The organism is Pseudomonas sp. B22129, assembly GCF_044218875.1.
GTDB lineage: Bacteria > Pseudomonadota > Gammaproteobacteria > Pseudomonadales > Pseudomonadaceae > Aquipseudomonas.
Genome location: NZ_CP162592.1, coordinates 3,397,316 through 3,413,510, shown reverse-complemented (window position 1 = coordinate 3,413,510; position 16,195 = coordinate 3,397,316). Strand labels below are relative to the sequence as shown.

Genomic DNA, 16,195 nt, shown 5'->3' with positions numbered 1-16,195 from the left:
GAGGCTCCCCTTATGCCGCTCTCGCGTGCTGTGCTTGACGGACCACCGCGGCCAGGCGCTTGAGACCTTCGTCCAGGCGGGCCGGGTCGATATGGCTGAAATTGAGCCGCAACGAACCAAGATTACGGTCCGGCTCGGAAAAGAACGGTTCCCCCGGCATGAACGCGACGTTTTGATCCAGCGCTTGCGCCAACAAGGTGCGGGTGTCGAGCGGCTGTTTCAAGGTCAGCCAGAAGAATAATCCGCCCTGGGGCGTTTGCCAGTCGGCCAAATCGGCAAAATGGCGCTGCAGGGCTGCCTGGAATGCATCGCGGCGCTCACGGTAAAAACTGCGCAGTTGCACCAGGTGGTGTTGATAGGTGTCAGTGCCGATCCACTGCATCGCCTGCCACTGGCCGACGCGATTGGTGTGCAGGTCAGCCGATTGCTTGAGCTTCAACAGATGAGGAAACAGGTCAGGACTGGCAATCAGGTAACCGACGCGCAGGCCCGGCAGCAGGGTCTTGGACACCGTGCCGGTGTAGATCCAACTGGCTTTTTTCAGGCGCCCGGCAATGGGCTGCGCACTGCCGCCGTCAAACGTCAGCTCGCGGTAGGGCTCGTCTTCGATCAGGGTCACGCCGAACTCGTCGAGCAAGGCGGCGACGGCTGCGCGCTTGGCCTCGCTGTAGCGCACGGCCGACGGGTTCTGGAAGGTCGGAATCAGGTAGATGAACGCGGGATGATGGCGTTCAAGGCTGGCACGCAGCGCGGCCAGGTTCGGGCCGTCGGCCTCCAGTTGCACGGTGAGGCAATCGGCGCCGAACAGCTGGAAAATCTGTAGCGCAGCCAGGTAAGTCGGGCCTTCCAGAAAAATCTGCGTGCCTTTGTCGATGTACAGCTTGGCGGCCAGGTCCAGGGTTTGCTGGGAGCCGCTGACCACCAGCACCTGGCTGGCCTGACACGGCACACCCAGGGCGCGCGCCTCGGCGGCGAGCAATTCACGCAGCTGCGGTTCGCCTTCGCTCATGCCGTACTGGCCGATGTTCAGCGGCATATCATCCCAGTTCAGCGCTGGCAGCATGGCCTCGGCGGGCAGGCCACCGGCAAACGACATCACCTCGGGGCGCTGGGCCGCCGCGAGGATTTCACGGATCAGGGAGCTTTTGAGGCGCGTAACACGTTCGGAGAAGGCCATAAGGTCACCGGTAGCGAAGCCTGTGGGAAATACGTCAAACTGGTTGACCGAAATTACGACGACTTCAGTGGATACGTCAATATGCTTGACCTTAAAAATCCGACTCACCAACAAGAAGCCATGGAAGCGTTCTTCTTCGGCTATCAGGCGTTCACCGCCAAGGCCGATGAGATGCTTGAGCGCCGGGGCTTGAGCCGTGTGCATCAGCGCATCGTGTTTTTCATTGCACGCTACCCCGCGCTTAGCGTGAAAGAACTGCTGGAATTGCTCGGCGTGAGCAAGCAGGCGCTGAACATGCCGTTGCGCCAATTGCAGGAAATGCATTTGGTCAACAGCGTCGCGTCCGAAACCGACAAGCGCAAACGCTTGCTGGAGCTGAGCGAAGAAGGCTTGCGCTTCGAGCAGTCGCTGCGCCGTGAGCAGGTGAAATTGTTGCAGCGCGCCTTCGCAGATGCCGGGGAGGAAGCCGTGGCGGGATGGCTGGCAGTGAATCAGGCACTGAGTGCTGTGAACTAGCCTTTTATCTCCTTTCGCCCACACAATCGAAAACATTATTTGCTTTATTTGTATACAAAAGCATAATCCACTGCGTGCGAGTTCCTGACCTATTGGTCAACAAAACCCGCCAATCCCTCAAAGCGCTGTTGCCCACGTTTGTGACCGGCGCTGGAAATAACAATAAAACTCTTGAGGAGTACTCGCTGTGGAAAGCCGCAAATCCGAAGCCTCTACGCTCGAAATAGCCCGGCCCAACAACAGTTGGCTGGAACGCCTGTTCAAACTCAGTTTGCATGGCACCACAGTGAAGACCGAGCTGATCGCCGGCCTCACAACCTTCATCACCATGGCCTACATCATCTTCGTCAACCCGAACATCATGGCCGACGCCGGCATCGATCACGGCGCCGCGTTCGTTGCCACCTGCATAGCGGCAGCACTCGGCTGCCTGCTGATGGGCCTTTACGCCAATTGGCCAGTTGGCCTGGCGCCGGGCATGGGCTTAAACGCCTTCTTCACTTACACCGTGGTCGGCACTATGGGCTACCACTGGGAAACCGCGCTGGGTGCAGTGTTTATTTCCGGCGTGCTGTTCATGGGCCTGACCCTGTCGCGGGTGCGCGAGTGGTTGCTCAACAGCATCCCGGTAAGCCTGCGCCATGCCATGGGCGCGGGCGTGGGCTTGTTCCTCGGGGTGATCGGCTTGAAAACCGCTGGCATCATCGTCGACAGCCCGGCGACGTTGATCAAACTCGGTTCCCTGCATGAACCCGCGCCATTGCTGGCAGCCGTGTGCTTTCTGCTGATCGCCATCCTCAGCTACCACCGCGTGTTCGGCGCGATCCTGATCAGCATCATCGCCGTGACTCTTGCCGGTTGGGGCCTGGGCCTGGTGCATTACAACGGCATTCTCTCCACCCCTCCAAGCCTGGCACCGACCTGGATGGCCATGGACGTGAAGGGTGTATTCAATGTCAGCATGATCAGCGTGGTATTTGCCTTTCTTTTTGTACACATGTTCGACACCGCAGGTACACTGATGGGCGTCGCGCAACGGGCCGGGCTGGTGAACGCCGATGGCAAGATCGATAACCTGTCCCGCGCCTTGAAGGCTGACAGTGCTTCCAGCGTGTTTGGCGCCATGGTGGGTGTGCCGCCGGTGACCAGCTACGTGGAGAGTGCTGCGGGCGTGGCTGCCGGCGGGCGCACCGGGCTCACCGCGGTGACCGTTGGCATCCTGTTTGTGGCGGCGATGTTCTTTGCACCACTGGCAGGCATGATCCCGGCATATGCCACGGCGGGTGCGTTGATTTATGTCGCGATGCTGATGATGGCGAGCATGGCCCATATCAATTGGGATGAAGCCACCGACAGCATTCCGGCGATTGTTACCGCGATCATGATGCCACTGACCTTCTCGGTCGCCGACGGGATCGCCCTGGGCTTCATCACCTATGTGGCGCTCAAGGCCGGCACCGGCAAGTACCGTGAAATCTCCGTGAGCCTGTGGGTGTTGTGCGCGATCTTTATCGCCAAATTCATATTTCTATAAAGGAGTAACGAATGAACCTGGAAACCTGGCTACTGTTCAGCGGCGCGGCATTGGTGGTGATCTTGATCCCCGGGCCGCTGTCACTGTTGATGATCAGCAACAGCCTCAATTATGGCTTGCGCCGGTCGTATCCAGCGTTTCTGGGTGGGGTGTTTGCCTCGATTTGCCTGCTCAGCGCCTCAGCCCTTGGGTTGGGCGCACTGCTGCTGGCGTCCGAGCAGTTGTTCAGCGCCTTGAAAATTGTCGGCGCCGCGTACCTGTTCTACCTCGCGTGGCAAAGCTGGCAGCAATCGCGGCAGCCCGCTCATGGCGCCGAAGTCCCGCAGGTTGCAACCACGCCCCGCTTTCGCGCGTTGTTTGGCCGTGCGTTTGTACTGGGCGCCAGCAACCCCAAGGACATCCTGTTTTTTGCAGCCTTCCTGCCGCAATTTCTCGATAGCCAGCAGGCATTTTTGCCGCAGTTGCTGGTGATGATTGCAACGTGGACCGTACTCGACCTGCTCTGCAAGCTGGCCTACGGCCTGAGTGCTCACGGCGCTGCGCGCTATTTGCGCAGCGGAAAGGGGCAGAGCTGGTTCAATCGCGTCAGTGCCGCATTGTTCAGCGGGGCGGGCATCGCCTCGTTGCTCAAGATCAAGGTGTCAATTTAGTAAAGTAAACGGTTGCAGAGACACGCCCCTGAACAGGCCATTGAATGCCTGCCAGAATTCGCACCAACCGTTGCTCACGCAGTGCGAGGCTCACTTCGGCCGACAACGCCCTGTTGATGTAACGATGGGATCGCGCAACGAACCAATTATCCGTCAACCTCGCGCCTAAAAAAACGTGACCCTGTTCAAACCAGTGGTAAGACACGTAGTAAAGCCTGTTGGGGGAATTGATATGATTGGCAATGGCTTCTTGGGTGGCTCTACCGCCGCGAACGACTTCGAACTCCCGAACCGTAAATCCTTGCTCCTCCAGCACTCTCCTGACGGCTTTACGCTGCGCGATATTGCGTTGCGCCGCCAACCTTTTGCCCCCGTGCTGGAGTGAACGGTCCAACGAGAACGGCGGCGTGAAGTCAACCCGAGTAAAGCCCGGGGCTGCGCCTTGATAACTGATGAATGTGCTCGCTTTCCCTCTTTCAGTTGGCCGCAACATCTTCAATATATCGTCCGTCCGCCCAGGCTTTGCGGGCAATGGCGGTAGCCAATCATCCAGCGTCGCGCGGATATTGAGCATATGGGTCGCCGTTGCAGGGCGGCTGGGACCTGCCAACTCAATCATTCTCGCGACGGTAAATTCGCGACTTTTACTGGTCATGGCTGGAAACGCCTCTGCCACATAGTCCGTCAGCGGCTTTTCGAACAGCGGCGCATGGAGCTGCCAACCACCCGACGGTGTGCGAGACGCCGCAAGGGGTTGCTCCAGGAAATCCGTACTTGTCCATCGCTCAATGTCGACGCGAGCCAAAGAGACCAGTTGCTCATTCTTCGTAATAAACACGATACGGTGCAGGGGCGCTTGATTACCCTGCGGCAGCAACCTGTAAAAGCCGCTGGTGGGGTCGGTCAAGCTCGTATGTATGGGCGCTACCCGTAAAGCGTTATAGGAAAATCCATGGGCATCTACAGGAACATGAAAGATGCCAGGTGCAGGGGAACTCAATTGCGGACTGATCGGAATTTGCATACGCCAATCGAGCCAATGGAGGGCGGGCGTGGTGGACTGAAGGATCCTGTTTTCCGTCGCACTGCGCACAATGGGCGGCCACCAATCCGGCGCGGGTGATACCGGGGCGGTCCACGGGTCAAGCACGCCCGAACTCGTTCCGGCTGCCGGTTGCGGCGCGTCTGCGCCAAGCAACCACTCTCTGGACTCGTGGATATTGATGATCAGTTCGTCCTGCCCAGGCGCCTGTTGGTTTCTCACGCGCAACAAAGGCTCGTTCGCGCGCCGGTAAGCCGGGTAGTGATGAGTGCCATCTGCCACAAACAGTTCGCCATTCTTGACGTAGACGCCCTCTTGCCCCGGCCCCTTTAACGCAACAGCCCCCTCTGGCACCGATTTGACTTTAAAGCGCTCCAGGCCCGGAAGCTCCCTCACAGAAGGTGCCGGGGCCGGAGCGCTGCTCGGCTCCACACGCCAGCGACGCAACCGGCGCAAAGCCGGCGGCATGGCCGAGCGCACAGCGGTAGCCGCGCGCCCCGCTCTCTGGGGGCCGGGGATAAAGGTCATTACCAGGCCCACCATGAAAAATTTTATCGTATTGGCCAGCACGTCTTTATCACGGGAATCGCCAGTGCGTTGATAACGTCGCGCCGCCAAGTACATCTCATAGATGTCGCTGAACATTCCGATTATGGGAACAAAGCTACTTAATACCATCCGTGTTTTGGCGATGCTCTCGTCGCGAAGACGGCGGATTCGGTATTCTTCCAGCGCCTTGTTGGAGTAACTGGCCGCCTGTGCCTGGCGCTGCAACTTATGCACATGAGCACGGTACAGCAAGGCCTGGACATCGCAGTTGGAGCTGGCGACGATCGCGAGCCAATCCTGAGGATCACTGGCAATCTGCTCGAGCACCTGCTCCTCTGTCTCATCAAGCGACAGTGATGGTTCCTGATGCTTCACGTGCAACGCGCGGGACAACCGCCAAACCCCTTTTACAAAGGCGGTATCAAGGACCACATCAAAAATGCTGACGGCATTTGCTTCAAGAAAAGAAGTGAGCCCGGCCTGAAAGGCCCAGCCAGGCGCGATCTGCCGTGCCAGCGTCTTGGCGTTACCGGGCAATGCGCCAAGACGGTTCAACGCAACCCTCGCGCTTTCAAGGCCGGCGTACTCAGTGAGCACCAACGCGTGCGGCGCCTGGGGCCAATAAACCACGCAAAGCTGCGAGCGCTTGTCTTGCACCACCACTATCCCTGTGACATAGCGATCATGCTGCATCGTATGCCCCACCAAATGAACCACGTGCAGCTGTAACTCATGCTTGTGCTTGAACAAGTCCTGCGGCGTTCGTGCGGCCATTGCGGTGCTGAACACACTTTGCGCGTTCGCTGACAGCCCCCTTTGCACTGCGCAAAACAGATGATATTCAGCGCCCGTGTGCAACACGCGATTCAATAACTCGGGAATACGTCCTTCGCTGAGCGAGTGGTCGGGATTGGCCGGGGGATAAAAAGTGCTTTTTATCAACGCGTCGTATCGGCCGCCGATATCCAGCGAAGACATCATCTGCCTCAGATGGCCCGTCGAAAGGCTGCTTGGCCACGTCCATCGCAAAGGGCAGGCACGGTTTAGTTTGTATTGCGTCCAGGGTGCCAACGGATCGAGGTTTTGCAACGCCAGTTCCAGCAGGCTAAAGGCCCGGCACGAAGAGGACGGGGGCAATATCTTCTGCGGGTCTTTCAGGAGGCAGGCCTCTTCATGATCACAATACGTGCCGTGAATATCGCCTGACATCGCCATAAAGGGCTCGTCTATTTCTATCCCCAGAGAGATTCCCTCCTGATGCAAACGAGCGGTCAATGCCTGGCGGGCATAGGAATTCAAATCCGGCAGACGCTGCTCTTCCCTGGCTAAAAAAGCCCAGGCGTTGCTCATGTAACGCCTTTGCAAGCGCCTGAAATGTTTACGCTTGGCAGGCGTTGAGCCTGTTAACCATGCAGGTTGTTTTTTCGCCTCAAGCGCAGCCTCGCGCAGCAGTTCGATATTCGTTTGCGCGCGGTTCAGCGCGTGGTTACCAGGAACCTGCAGTTGTTGTTCCAGTTCAGTCAGCAGCAGTGCACGGCTCAACTCGGCATCCTTGACCTCACTGAAAATGCGCGTGATGTCATCATTGCTTTTGTACAAGCGATCAAAGGAGCCAAGCAGTTTCTTGATGGAGACCAAGGTGGGCTTGCCATCAATGGGCACATAGCGCACCTCCAGGGTTTGACGCGCCGCATGCGCGCGCAGGCCATAACGTTTATCCCGCGCGACAACGCCCCACAGCACGGAGTCGTCCCGGCTGGCGAGACTGGCATTGACGCTTCGGGTCAGCGCATCCAGACCGGCCAACGCGATCAACCCGCCCTCCTCCCCGAAAACGTAGAGCACCACCGGCAATTGCCGTTTCGGGACCCTCACCGCCGCTGCGGTCGTCACCACCCAAGCGTTATGCAACGAGTAAAACCCCTGCGACTCGCTGCCGATGGCGATGGAGAGCACCTGGGTCTGACTATTCGGACGCCGCGCGGGTAGCGGCTGATCCAGCACTTCGATCATCAGGTCCCGATGCGCCGTGCTCAACAGCTTAAGCGAGTGTTGCAACTGCACTTCGCAACGCAATGCCTCGGTCTGGGCGCGCATAAACGACACCACCCGTCTGGGCGTGTCCGCCCCACCGAGGCGCTCAGACCAAAAATCAACATCGAGCAACCGTTGCCGAGCCCCTTGCGAAAATGTAGCCAAGGTTTGGGCATAAACCTTGAGTTGACTCACCCAGGCGACAAACGCCTGATACGCGGGTGTTTCAGCGCCTGGATCATCCGGATCCAGCAAGGCGACGATGCCTTTTTCGTAACGCTCGACTTGCTGCTCTACCGTGCGCAGGGCCAAGCCGGAGGCGGAGCTGGCAAAGATAATTTCTGCCTGGCGTCGCTGGTGGTCCCATTTGAGCAACTCGTCACGCACTTCACCCAGCCGCCCCCCACCGACCAGTTGTTTCCTGTTGCCTTCCACGTACTTTAGAAAAGCAGCCGCATCAACCGGGCGCGGCCGCTCCTGGGCAAATACCTGCTTGTGATAAATCATCTCGGCACACGCCAATTCGTTATCCCATTGCTGCCTCAGCAACGCGTGCGTCTCCAGCGCCAACGCGTCTCCCTGAATCTCCAAGCCACGTATAACGCTCGACGCTGCCGACAAGTCCGCAGGGCGGCATAACACGTGGCGACGATTCAACGGCAAGCATTGCCAGAGCTCGTCAAACCGCGACTTGCCGAGTTCCAGCACGCCGCACTGAAGCGCGACGAAGGAAGCGTACTCATGGAAATTACGGGCCACGCCTGGCAGGTAAAGGATATGGGGGGCTCCGCTGGGGTCACCCGCACGATAGATATGCAAAGCACCTGGAATTGCAATCGAAGGCGTACCCGGCCACATTATCCCGCCCACTCGAACCTGTGCCCAATCCCCCCCTGCGCACTGGCGCAGCTCAGCGCTCGGTGCATCAATTACCGCCTGAACCAACGCCATTCCGGTACTCGACAGTTCATCCAGTTGCCGCGCGATCCAGGCACGGTCAGCGAAGAGTTCCTTATGCAAGCTTGCCCAGAGCTCCCGGCGCGTCAGCCAGGAACCGTATGTCAGGTCATTCCAATATTGAGTAGACGCGAGGGCTAATCGCTCGAAGAGGTTCAGCGCACGCACTCGCTGCAGGGCTTCCAACGGCGTGAACATCAGTCGATAGCCAGGTTTTCCTTTGAGGCTCAGGGTGGTTGACGCGTGAACACTGGCATCCGTCCGGTGCTGGAAGAGCAACAAAAATGCCCTATCTGTCAGGCTATCGACTTTCTCGGGCTCACCGTCCTGGGCGGGGACGGTAAACAGCACATTATCCGGCTCCTCATTGAACGCCATGTACAACTGCGCGCGAACCACTTTCAGGATCCTGGGCGAGCGCCCTATCAAATGCGTCAGCGTCTGCGTCGTTTCTCGGCAGCGCGTCTCGGCAACGCAGAGCCGATTAATCAGGCGACTGGGATGAGTACAGGTGTTGATCCGCCATTTCAACTGGTCGCGAATCGCTCGCAACGCGGCTTCGGCGGCCACTTCAGCGTTAACGGCGTCGTCAAAATCGTGGGTGTCGACAGGAACGAAGGGCGTTTCGAGGGTCGAGGTCATGGCTTTTTCTTCTCGTGGGAAAAAGCCAGCCTAGGTAAAGCAGGTATTCAAGGGATGTTAGATAGTTAAACGCAGGCAAAAAAAAGCCCGCAGTGTGGGCGGGCAAAAAACCAACGAAGAGCTTTGGGGGTGTGAAGCGAGGTGACGCTCAGCTACCGCGATAAGTGGAGTAGCTGTAAGGCGAAATCAGTAGCGGGACATGGTAATGCTCCTGTTCGTCACTGATGCCGAAGCGCAGTACCACCACGTCGAGAAAAGCAGGCTCCGGCAATTGCACGCCACGGGCGCGGTAGTAGTCGCCGGCGCTGAATTGCACTTGGTACACACCACTGCGGTAATCATCGCCTTGCAACAATGGCGCGTCGCAGCGCCCGTCGCTGTTGGTCACGGCGCTGGCAACCAGCTCGAGCTGCAGGCCTTCAACGCGGTACAGCTCAACCTTGATGGCGCTGCCGGGGCAGCCGTGTGCGGCGTCCAAAACGTGTGTGGTCAAACGTCCCATGGCGTCTACGCGCCTCCCGAAGTCAGTAGAGAAGAAGTCCGCACTTTTTCAGGGCATCAAAAAAGCCGGCGATGGCTGATTAAGACACTTTTTAAAAAAATTGTACACAATAAAAATCACAAAGCCGTGGATGCCCCCCTCGACATTGGTCGAAGGGCTGATCGACGAGTAATCCTTGCTTTTAAACGACCTTTTATCCATTAGCTGACCAGTCAGGCAAGTTTCTTGCTACACCCTTTACTGACGGCGCCAAGGAAAAAATGCAGAAATGCAGGCTTACAAAGTCGATGATAAGTTGTATACAATCACTCATCGCTGTGACGCCACCCAGTCCTTTTGCTGCCCGGCCGCCACATGAATCATCACGAACAAGAAGGAAGACTGCAGTGAGCGCTGACTACCCACGCGACCTGATCGGTTACGGCAGTAACCCTCCTCACCCCCACTGGCCGGGCAAGGCGCGCATTGCGTTGTCTTTCGTACTCAACTACGAAGAAGGCGGCGAGCGCAATATTTTGCATGGCGATAAAGAGTCCGAAGCATTTCTCTCGGAAATGGTTTCGGCCCAGCCGCTGCAAGGCGCGCGCAACATGAGCATGGAGTCGCTGTACGAATACGGCAGCCGTGCCGGCGTGTGGCGCATCCTCAAGCTGTTCAAGGAATTTGATATTCCGCTGACCATCTTCGCCGTGGCCATGGCCGCCCAGCGCCACCCGGATGTGATCCGCGCCATGGTCGAAGCCGGCCACGAAATCTGCAGCCACGGCTACCGCTGGATCGACTACCAGTACATGGACGAGGCCCAGGAACGCGAGCACATGCTCGAAGCCATCCGCATCCTCACCGAGCTGACCGGCGAGCGCCCATTGGGCTGGTACACCGGGCGCACCGGCCCGAACACCCGCCGACTGGTGATGGAGGAAGGCGGCTTTCTCTACGACTGCGACACCTATGACGACGACCTGCCCTACTGGGAACCGCACAACCCGACCGGCAAGCCACACCTGGTGATCCCTTACACCTTGGACACCAACGACATGCGCTTCACCCAGGTGCAGGGTTTCAACAAGGGCGATGACTTCTTCGAATACTTGAAAGACGCGTTCGATGTGCTCTATGCCGAAGGTGCCGAGGCGCCGAAAATGCTCTCCATCGGCCTGCATTGCCGCCTGATCGGCCGCCCGGCACGCTTGGCCTCGTTGAAGCGCTTTATCGAATACGTCAAAGGCCACGACCAGGTGTGGTTCACCCGCCGCGTCGATATTGCCCGCCACTGGCACGAAACCCACCCGTTCAAGGGAGCGGCCAAATGACTGCATTCCAGACCCTGAAACCCTCGGCCCTGAGCCGCGACGAATTCGTCGCCGCCTTCGCCGACATCTACGAACATTCGCCATGGGTGGCCGAAAAGGCCTACGACCTGGGCCAGGACGCTTCGATCGACCAGATCGAAACCCTGCACCAGCGCATGAGCGACATCCTGTTGAGCGCCGATCATGCCAGCCAACTGGCCCTGATCAACGCTCACCCGGACCTGGCCGGCAAAGCCGCCGTCCAGGGGCAACTCACCGAAGCCAGCACGAATGAACAAGCTGGCGCCGGTATACACCAATGCACGGCCGAAGAGTTCTCGCGCTTCACCGAGCTGAACGATGCCTACAAGGCCAAGTTCAAGTTTCCCTTCATCATGGCGGTAAAAGGCAGCAACCGGCATCAGATCCTGGCGGCGTTCGAAACGCGTATTCACAACTCGGTAGACGCCGAGTTCAAATGCGCGCTGGCCGAGATCAACAAAATCGCGTTGTTCCGTTTACTGACCCTCTAAACGACCATCCCCAGCCACTCTCTTTAAGGCAGACAAGAAGAATGAAAGCTTACGCCGTACCTTTCGAAAAGTTCGTCAACCTGGCCGACGCCCGCCTGGGCACCAAGATCCTTTCGGTGACCGATGACTGGTTCGCTGACGCCAACCGCCTGTTCCAGCCGACCCCGGCCGTGTGGAAGGAGGGCGTTTTCGATGACAACGGCAAGTGGATGGACGGCTGGGAGTCGCGCCGCAAGCGCTTCGAAGGCTACGACAGCGCGGTGATTCGCCTGGGCGTACCGGGCTCGATCAAGGGCGTGGACATCGACACTTCATTCTTCACCGGCAACTTCCCGCCGTCGGCCTCGCTGGAAGCCTGCTTCCTGGCCTCCGGCGACCCTGATGAAAACACCCAGTGGGTGGAAGTGCTGTCGGCCGTCGAGCTGCAAGGCAACAGCCATCACTACCACGAAATCAGCAACGACCAGGCATTCAGCCACCTGCGCTTCAATATCTACCCGGATGGCGGCGTGGCCCGTCTGCGTGTGTACGGCATTCCGTTCCGCGACTGGTCGTCGATTGGCGACAACGAACAGGTCGACCTGGCCTCGGCCCTCAACGGCGGCCGCGCGCTGGCGTGCTCCGATGAACACTTCGGCCGCATGAGCAACATCCTCAACCCGGGCCGTGGCATCAACATGGGCGACGGCTGGGAAACCGCCCGCCGTCGCACGCCAGGCAATGACTGGGTGATCGTGGCGCTGGGTCATCCGGGCGAGATCGAGAAGATCATCGTCGACACCCTGCACTTCAAGGGCAACTACCCGGATACCTGCTCGATTCAGGGCGCGTTCGTGAAAGGCGGCACCGACAGCCAGATCGAAACCCAATCGCTGTTCTGGCGCGAACTGCTGCCGGCGCAGAAGCTGGAAATGCACGCTGAACACAGCTTCGCCGAGCAGATCAAGGCGCTGGGCCCCATCACCCACATCCGCCTGAACGTGTTCCCGGATGGGGGTGTGAGCCGCCTGCGTGTCCTGGGTAAAGTCGCCAAATAAGCGGTGAACCCGATCGCAGGCAAGCCAGCTCCCACATTTGAATGTATTCACACATCAAAATGTGGGAGCGGGCTTGCCCGCGATGGCGGCAGAACAAACAACACAAAATTCGGATAAGAAGACAGCCATGCGCACACTAGTGATCGAACCCCTGACCAAAGAAGCCTTCGCCCCTTTCGGAGACGTTATCGAAACCGATGGCAGCGATCACTTCATGATCAACAACGGGTCGACCATGCGCTTTCACAAATTGGCCACGGTCGAGACCGCTACGCCTGAAGACCACGCCATCATCAGCATCTTCCGCGCCGACGCGCAGGACATGCCGCTGACCGTGTGCATGCTGGAGAGACACCCGTTGGGCAGCCAGGCTTTCATACCGCTGCTCGGCAACCCCTTTCTGATCGTGGTCGCGCCACTTGGCGATGAACCTGTATCAGGCTTGGTCCGCGCCTTCGTCACCAACGGCAGGCAGGGCATTAATTACCATCGCGGCGTCTGGCACCACCCGGTGCTGACGATCGAAAAGCGGGATGACTTCCTGGTGGTTGATCGCAGTGGCACAGGCAATAACTGCGATGAGCATTTTTTCAAAGAGGATGAGCGTTTGATCCTCGCCCCCCACCAATAAGAGAAGGTCTGATCACCCGACAACAGGGTGACAGGCGAGAGGTAAAGACTGTGGAAGCACATTTGATGGAATGGCTGAACCTGAGCGTACGCTGGGTTCACATGATCACGGGCGTCGCGTGGATCGGCGCTTCTTTCTACTTCGTCTGGCTGGAAAACAACCTCAATCGCGTCAACCCCAAGAGCGGCCTGGCCGGTGACTTGTGGGCGATCCACGGTGGCGGTATCTACCACCTGGAAAAATACAAACTGGCCCCGCCAACCATGCCGGACAACCTGCATTGGTTCAAATGGGAAGCCTATTTCACCTGGATGTCGGGCATTGCGCTGCTGTGCGTAGTGTTCTACTGGAACCCGACCTTGTACCTGCTGGCTCCGGGCAGCAGCCTCAGTGGTCCGGAAGGTGTATTGCTGGGCATCGGCTCACTGTTCGCCGGCTGGTTCATCTACTCCTTCCTCTGCGACTCGGCCCTGGGCAAACGCCCTGCCCTGCTCGGTTTCATCCTGTTCGTGCTGTTGATTGCCGCCGCGTACGGCTTCAGCAAAGTGTTCAGCGGCCGTGGCGCCTACCTGCACGTGGGTGCGGTAATCGGCACCATCATGGTCGGTAACGTGTTCCGCATCATCATGCCCGCCCAGCGCGCGCTGGTAGCGGCGATTGCCGAGAACCGCACGCCGGACCCGGCACTGCCGGCCAAGGGCTTGCTGCGTTCGCGTCACAACAACTACTTCACCTTGCCGGTGCTGTTCATCATGATCAGCAACCACTTCCCGAGCACCTACGGCAGCCAATACAACTGGTTGATCCTCGCAGGTATCGCGGTGGCGGCGGTGTTGGTCCGCCACTACTTCAACACCCGTCATGACAGCCAGAAATATGCGTGGACGCTGCCGGTCGGCGCATTGGCGATGATCACCCTGGCCTATGTAACCGGCCCCAAACCCGTCGCCGAAGTAGCCAAGGCCCCTGCCGCCATCGAGTACCAGCCGTTGCCGGAAACCGCGCTGGGTGGCGGCTTGAAACCTGCCGCGCCCGCAGAACCGGCTGCCGCACCTGCGGCGGCGCCCGCCCAGGCCTCGATTGATTTCGACAAGGTACACGGCGTGATCCAGGAGCGCTGCGCCGTGTGCCATTCGGCCAAGCCCACCAGCCCGCTGTTCAGCACCGCCCCGGCGGGCGTGATGTTCGACACCCCGGCGCAGATCCAGCAGCAGGCGGCGCGCATTCAAGCGCAGGCCGTGGCCAGCCAGATCATGCCCCTGGGCAACATCACCCAGATGACCCAGCAGGAGCGGGATTTGATTGGCACCTGGATCAATCAGGGGGCGCGCACAAACTGACAGCCTGATGCAGATCCAAATGTGGGAGCGGGCTTGCTCGCGAATGCGATCGTTCAGTCACTTCACTGATGAGCTGAATGACACACCGCTTTCGCGAGCAAGCCCGCTCCCACAGGGGATTTGCGCCGATTTACCGATCGCGTTTCAAATGGCAATTGAATGCCGAACAACACAACAATAAAAAAGATCCGAGGTGTTGCATGACCGAGTTAGCCGAACCGCAGATTCCTGCCGCGCCCGCCATGGTGCGGCTGCCCCTCTTGCAACTGATTCTGGTAGGCCTGCAACACGTCTTGCTGATGTACGGCGGCGCCGTCGCCGTGCCTCTGATCATTGGCCAGGCCGCCGGCTTGAGCCGTGAAGAAATCGCCTTCCTCATCAACGCCGACCTGCTGGTGGCCGGTATCGCCACGATGGTGCAGTCGTTCGGTATCGGCCCGGTGGGCATCCGCATGCCGGTGATGATGGGCGCCAGCTTCGCCGCCGTCGGCAGTATGGTCGCCATGGCCGGCATGCCCGGTATCGGCTTGCAGGGCATCTTTGGCGCGACCATCGCCGCCGGGTTCTTCGGCATGCTGATCGCCCCTTTTATGTCCAAGGTCGTGCGCTTCTTTCCGCCGCTGGTGACCGGCACGGTGATTACCGCGATTGGCCTTTCACTGTTCCCGGTGGCCGTGAACTGGGCCGGTGGCGGCAGCGCTGCCGCGACTTTTGGCTCGCCGGTGTACCTGGCGATTGCCGCACTGGTGCTGGGCACCATCTTGCTGATCAACCGCTTCATGCGCGGCTTCTGGGTGAATATCTCGGTGCTGATCGGCATGGGCCTGGGCTACCTGCTGTGCGGCCTGCTGGGCATGGTCGACCTCAGCGGCCTGGCACAGGCGCCGTGGGTGCAGGTGGTGACGCCGCTGCACTTTGGCATGCCTAAGTTCGAGTTGGCGCCGATATTGTCGATGTGCCTGGTGGTGGTGATCATCTTTGTCGAATCCACCGGCATGTTCCTCGCCCTGGGCAAAATCACCGGCCAGGACGTCACCCCGAAAATGCTGCGTCGCGGTTTACTGTGTGATGCCGGTGCGTCGTTTTTCGCCGGGTTCTTCAACACGTTTACCCACTCTTCATTCGCGCAGAATATCGGCCTGGTGCAGATGACCGGCGTGCGCTGCCGCTCGGTGACGATCATGGCGGGCGCCTTTCTGATCGTGCTGAGCCTGCTGCCCAAAGCTGCATTCCTGGTGGCATCGATCCCGCCGGCGGTGTTGGGCGGTGCGGCAATTGCCATGTTCGGCATGGTCGCGGCCACCGGCATCAAGATCCTGCAGGAAGCCGACATCGCCGACCGGCGCAACCAGTTGCTGGTCGCGGTGAGCATCGGCATGGGCCTGATCCCGGTGGTGCGCCCCGAATTCTTCGCGCAGCTGCCGCTTTGGATGAGCCCGATTACCCACAGCGGCATTGCCATGGCCACCCTCAGCGCATTGTCGCTGAACATACTCTTCAACATCCTTGGCGGCTCCGAACGCCCCGCCGTCGCACACACGCATTGATTCCGCCCGTTATCAAACAACAACAAAAACAATAACGAACAGGAAACACCCACATGCACGCCATTCACCCGGGGCCGGCCACAAGCTGCGCCCCATTCTCGCCCCACGCGCTCTCTAACAGCGCACTTGAGCCAAGGCCTGGGAGCCAGTATTCTCCGCGCCCGCTCGAATCGACTCAAAAAAAAACAGCGAATGTAAAAGCTGACTGCAGG

At 59.1% G+C, this 16,195-nt stretch carries 12 protein-coding genes; 9 read left to right on the top strand and 3 right to left on the bottom strand.

Annotated features, from left to right (window positions below; all coding sequences use genetic code 11):
* Window positions 1-10 precede the first annotated feature (10 nt).
* The gene (locus AB4P94_RS15655) at window positions 11-1,177 is read right to left on the bottom strand and encodes a PLP-dependent aminotransferase family protein (protein ID WP_395606316.1); all 1,167 of its coding nucleotides are present in this window, start codon (window positions 1,175-1,177) and stop codon (window positions 11-13) included.
* 81 nt (window positions 1,178-1,258) lie between these two features.
* Between AB4P94_RS15655 and AB4P94_RS15650 the strand changes: the two genes are divergently transcribed.
* From AB4P94_RS15650 to AB4P94_RS15640, 3 genes are all read left to right on the top strand, one after another.
* Entirely contained in the window at window positions 1,259-1,693 is a 435-nt protein-coding gene (locus tag AB4P94_RS15650) for a MarR family winged helix-turn-helix transcriptional regulator (protein ID WP_395606315.1), read from the top strand.
* A 187-nt stretch (window positions 1,694-1,880) separates the two neighbouring features.
* Window positions 1,881-3,227: an NCS2 family permease gene (locus tag AB4P94_RS15645; RefSeq protein ID WP_395611277.1), complete on the top strand. Its 1,347-nt coding sequence runs from the start codon at window positions 1,881-1,883 to the stop codon at window positions 3,225-3,227.
* Window positions 3,228-3,238: 11 nt separating this feature from the next.
* Entirely contained in the window at window positions 3,239-3,877 is a 639-nt protein-coding gene (locus AB4P94_RS15640) for a LysE family translocator (RefSeq protein WP_395611276.1), read from the top strand.
* Here the strand turns inward: AB4P94_RS15640 and AB4P94_RS15635 are convergent.
* Together AB4P94_RS15635 and uraH are read right to left on the bottom strand one after the other, a co-directional pair.
* Entirely contained in the window at window positions 3,861-9,101 is a 5,241-nt protein-coding gene (locus AB4P94_RS15635) for a dermonecrotic toxin domain-containing protein (RefSeq protein ID WP_395611275.1), read from the bottom strand. The two genes, AB4P94_RS15640 and AB4P94_RS15635, sit on opposite strands and share 17 nt — an antisense overlap.
* A 148-nt stretch (window positions 9,102-9,249) precedes the next feature.
* Complete coding sequence (gene uraH, locus AB4P94_RS15630; protein ID WP_395611274.1) at window positions 9,250-9,603, bottom strand: hydroxyisourate hydrolase; 354 nt, start codon at window positions 9,601-9,603, stop codon at window positions 9,250-9,252.
* Window positions 9,604-9,989: 386 nt separating this feature from the next.
* Between uraH and puuE the strand changes: the two genes are divergently transcribed.
* The 6 genes from puuE (at window position 9,990) to AB4P94_RS15600 (ending at window position 15,983) form a co-directional block, all read left to right on the top strand.
* A complete protein-coding gene (puuE, locus tag AB4P94_RS15625; RefSeq protein WP_395611273.1) occupies window positions 9,990-10,916 on the top strand; it encodes an allantoinase PuuE in 927 nt (308 codons plus the stop codon).
* Window positions 10,913-11,428 (top strand): 2-oxo-4-hydroxy-4-carboxy-5-ureidoimidazoline decarboxylase, encoded by a 516-nt coding sequence (gene uraD, locus AB4P94_RS15620; protein ID WP_395611272.1) that lies wholly within the window; start codon window positions 10,913-10,915, stop codon window positions 11,426-11,428. Before puuE ends, uraD begins: the two co-directional genes overlap by 4 nt.
* A 41-nt stretch (window positions 11,429-11,469) precedes the next feature.
* A complete protein-coding gene (gene alc, locus AB4P94_RS15615) occupies window positions 11,470-12,465 on the top strand; it encodes an allantoicase (RefSeq protein WP_395611271.1) in 996 nt (331 codons plus the stop codon).
* 127 nt (window positions 12,466-12,592) lie between these two features.
* Window positions 12,593-13,096 carry an ureidoglycolate lyase gene (locus AB4P94_RS15610; protein ID WP_395611339.1) on the top strand — a complete coding sequence of 168 codons (504 nt, stop codon included), beginning with the start codon at window positions 12,593-12,595 and terminating at the stop codon, window positions 13,094-13,096.
* Window positions 13,097-13,146: 50 nt separating this feature from the next.
* Window positions 13,147-14,436 (top strand): urate hydroxylase PuuD, encoded by a 1,290-nt coding sequence (locus AB4P94_RS15605; protein ID WP_017254846.1) that lies wholly within the window; start codon window positions 13,147-13,149, stop codon window positions 14,434-14,436.
* Between the two features lie 200 nt (window positions 14,437-14,636).
* A complete protein-coding gene (locus AB4P94_RS15600) occupies window positions 14,637-15,983 on the top strand; it encodes a nucleobase:cation symporter-2 family protein (protein ID WP_395611270.1) in 1,347 nt (448 codons plus the stop codon).
* Window positions 15,984-16,195 lie beyond the last annotated feature (212 nt).

Coding starts and splice junctions, on each gene's coding strand:
- AB4P94_RS15655 (WP_395606316.1), bottom strand. CDS start 1,177: ATGGCCTTCTCCGAACGTGTTACGCGCCTCAAAAGCTCCCTGATCCGT.
- AB4P94_RS15650 (WP_395606315.1), top strand. CDS start 1,259: ATGCTTGACCTTAAAAATCCGACTCACCAACAAGAAGCCATGGAAGCG.
- AB4P94_RS15640 (WP_395611276.1), top strand. CDS start 3,239: ATGAACCTGGAAACCTGGCTACTGTTCAGCGGCGCGGCATTGGTGGTG.
- AB4P94_RS15635 (WP_395611275.1), bottom strand. CDS start 9,101: ATGACCTCGACCCTCGAAACGCCCTTCGTTCCTGTCGACACCCACGAT.
- uraH (WP_395611274.1), bottom strand. CDS start 9,603: ATGGGACGTTTGACCACACACGTTTTGGACGCCGCACACGGCTGCCCC.
- uraD (WP_395611272.1), top strand. CDS start 10,913: ATGACTGCATTCCAGACCCTGAAACCCTCGGCCCTGAGCCGCGACGAA.
- alc (WP_395611271.1), top strand. CDS start 11,470: ATGAAAGCTTACGCCGTACCTTTCGAAAAGTTCGTCAACCTGGCCGAC.
- AB4P94_RS15610 (WP_395611339.1), top strand. CDS start 12,593: ATGCGCACACTAGTGATCGAACCCCTGACCAAAGAAGCCTTCGCCCCT.
- AB4P94_RS15600 (WP_395611270.1), top strand. CDS start 14,637: ATGACCGAGTTAGCCGAACCGCAGATTCCTGCCGCGCCCGCCATGGTG.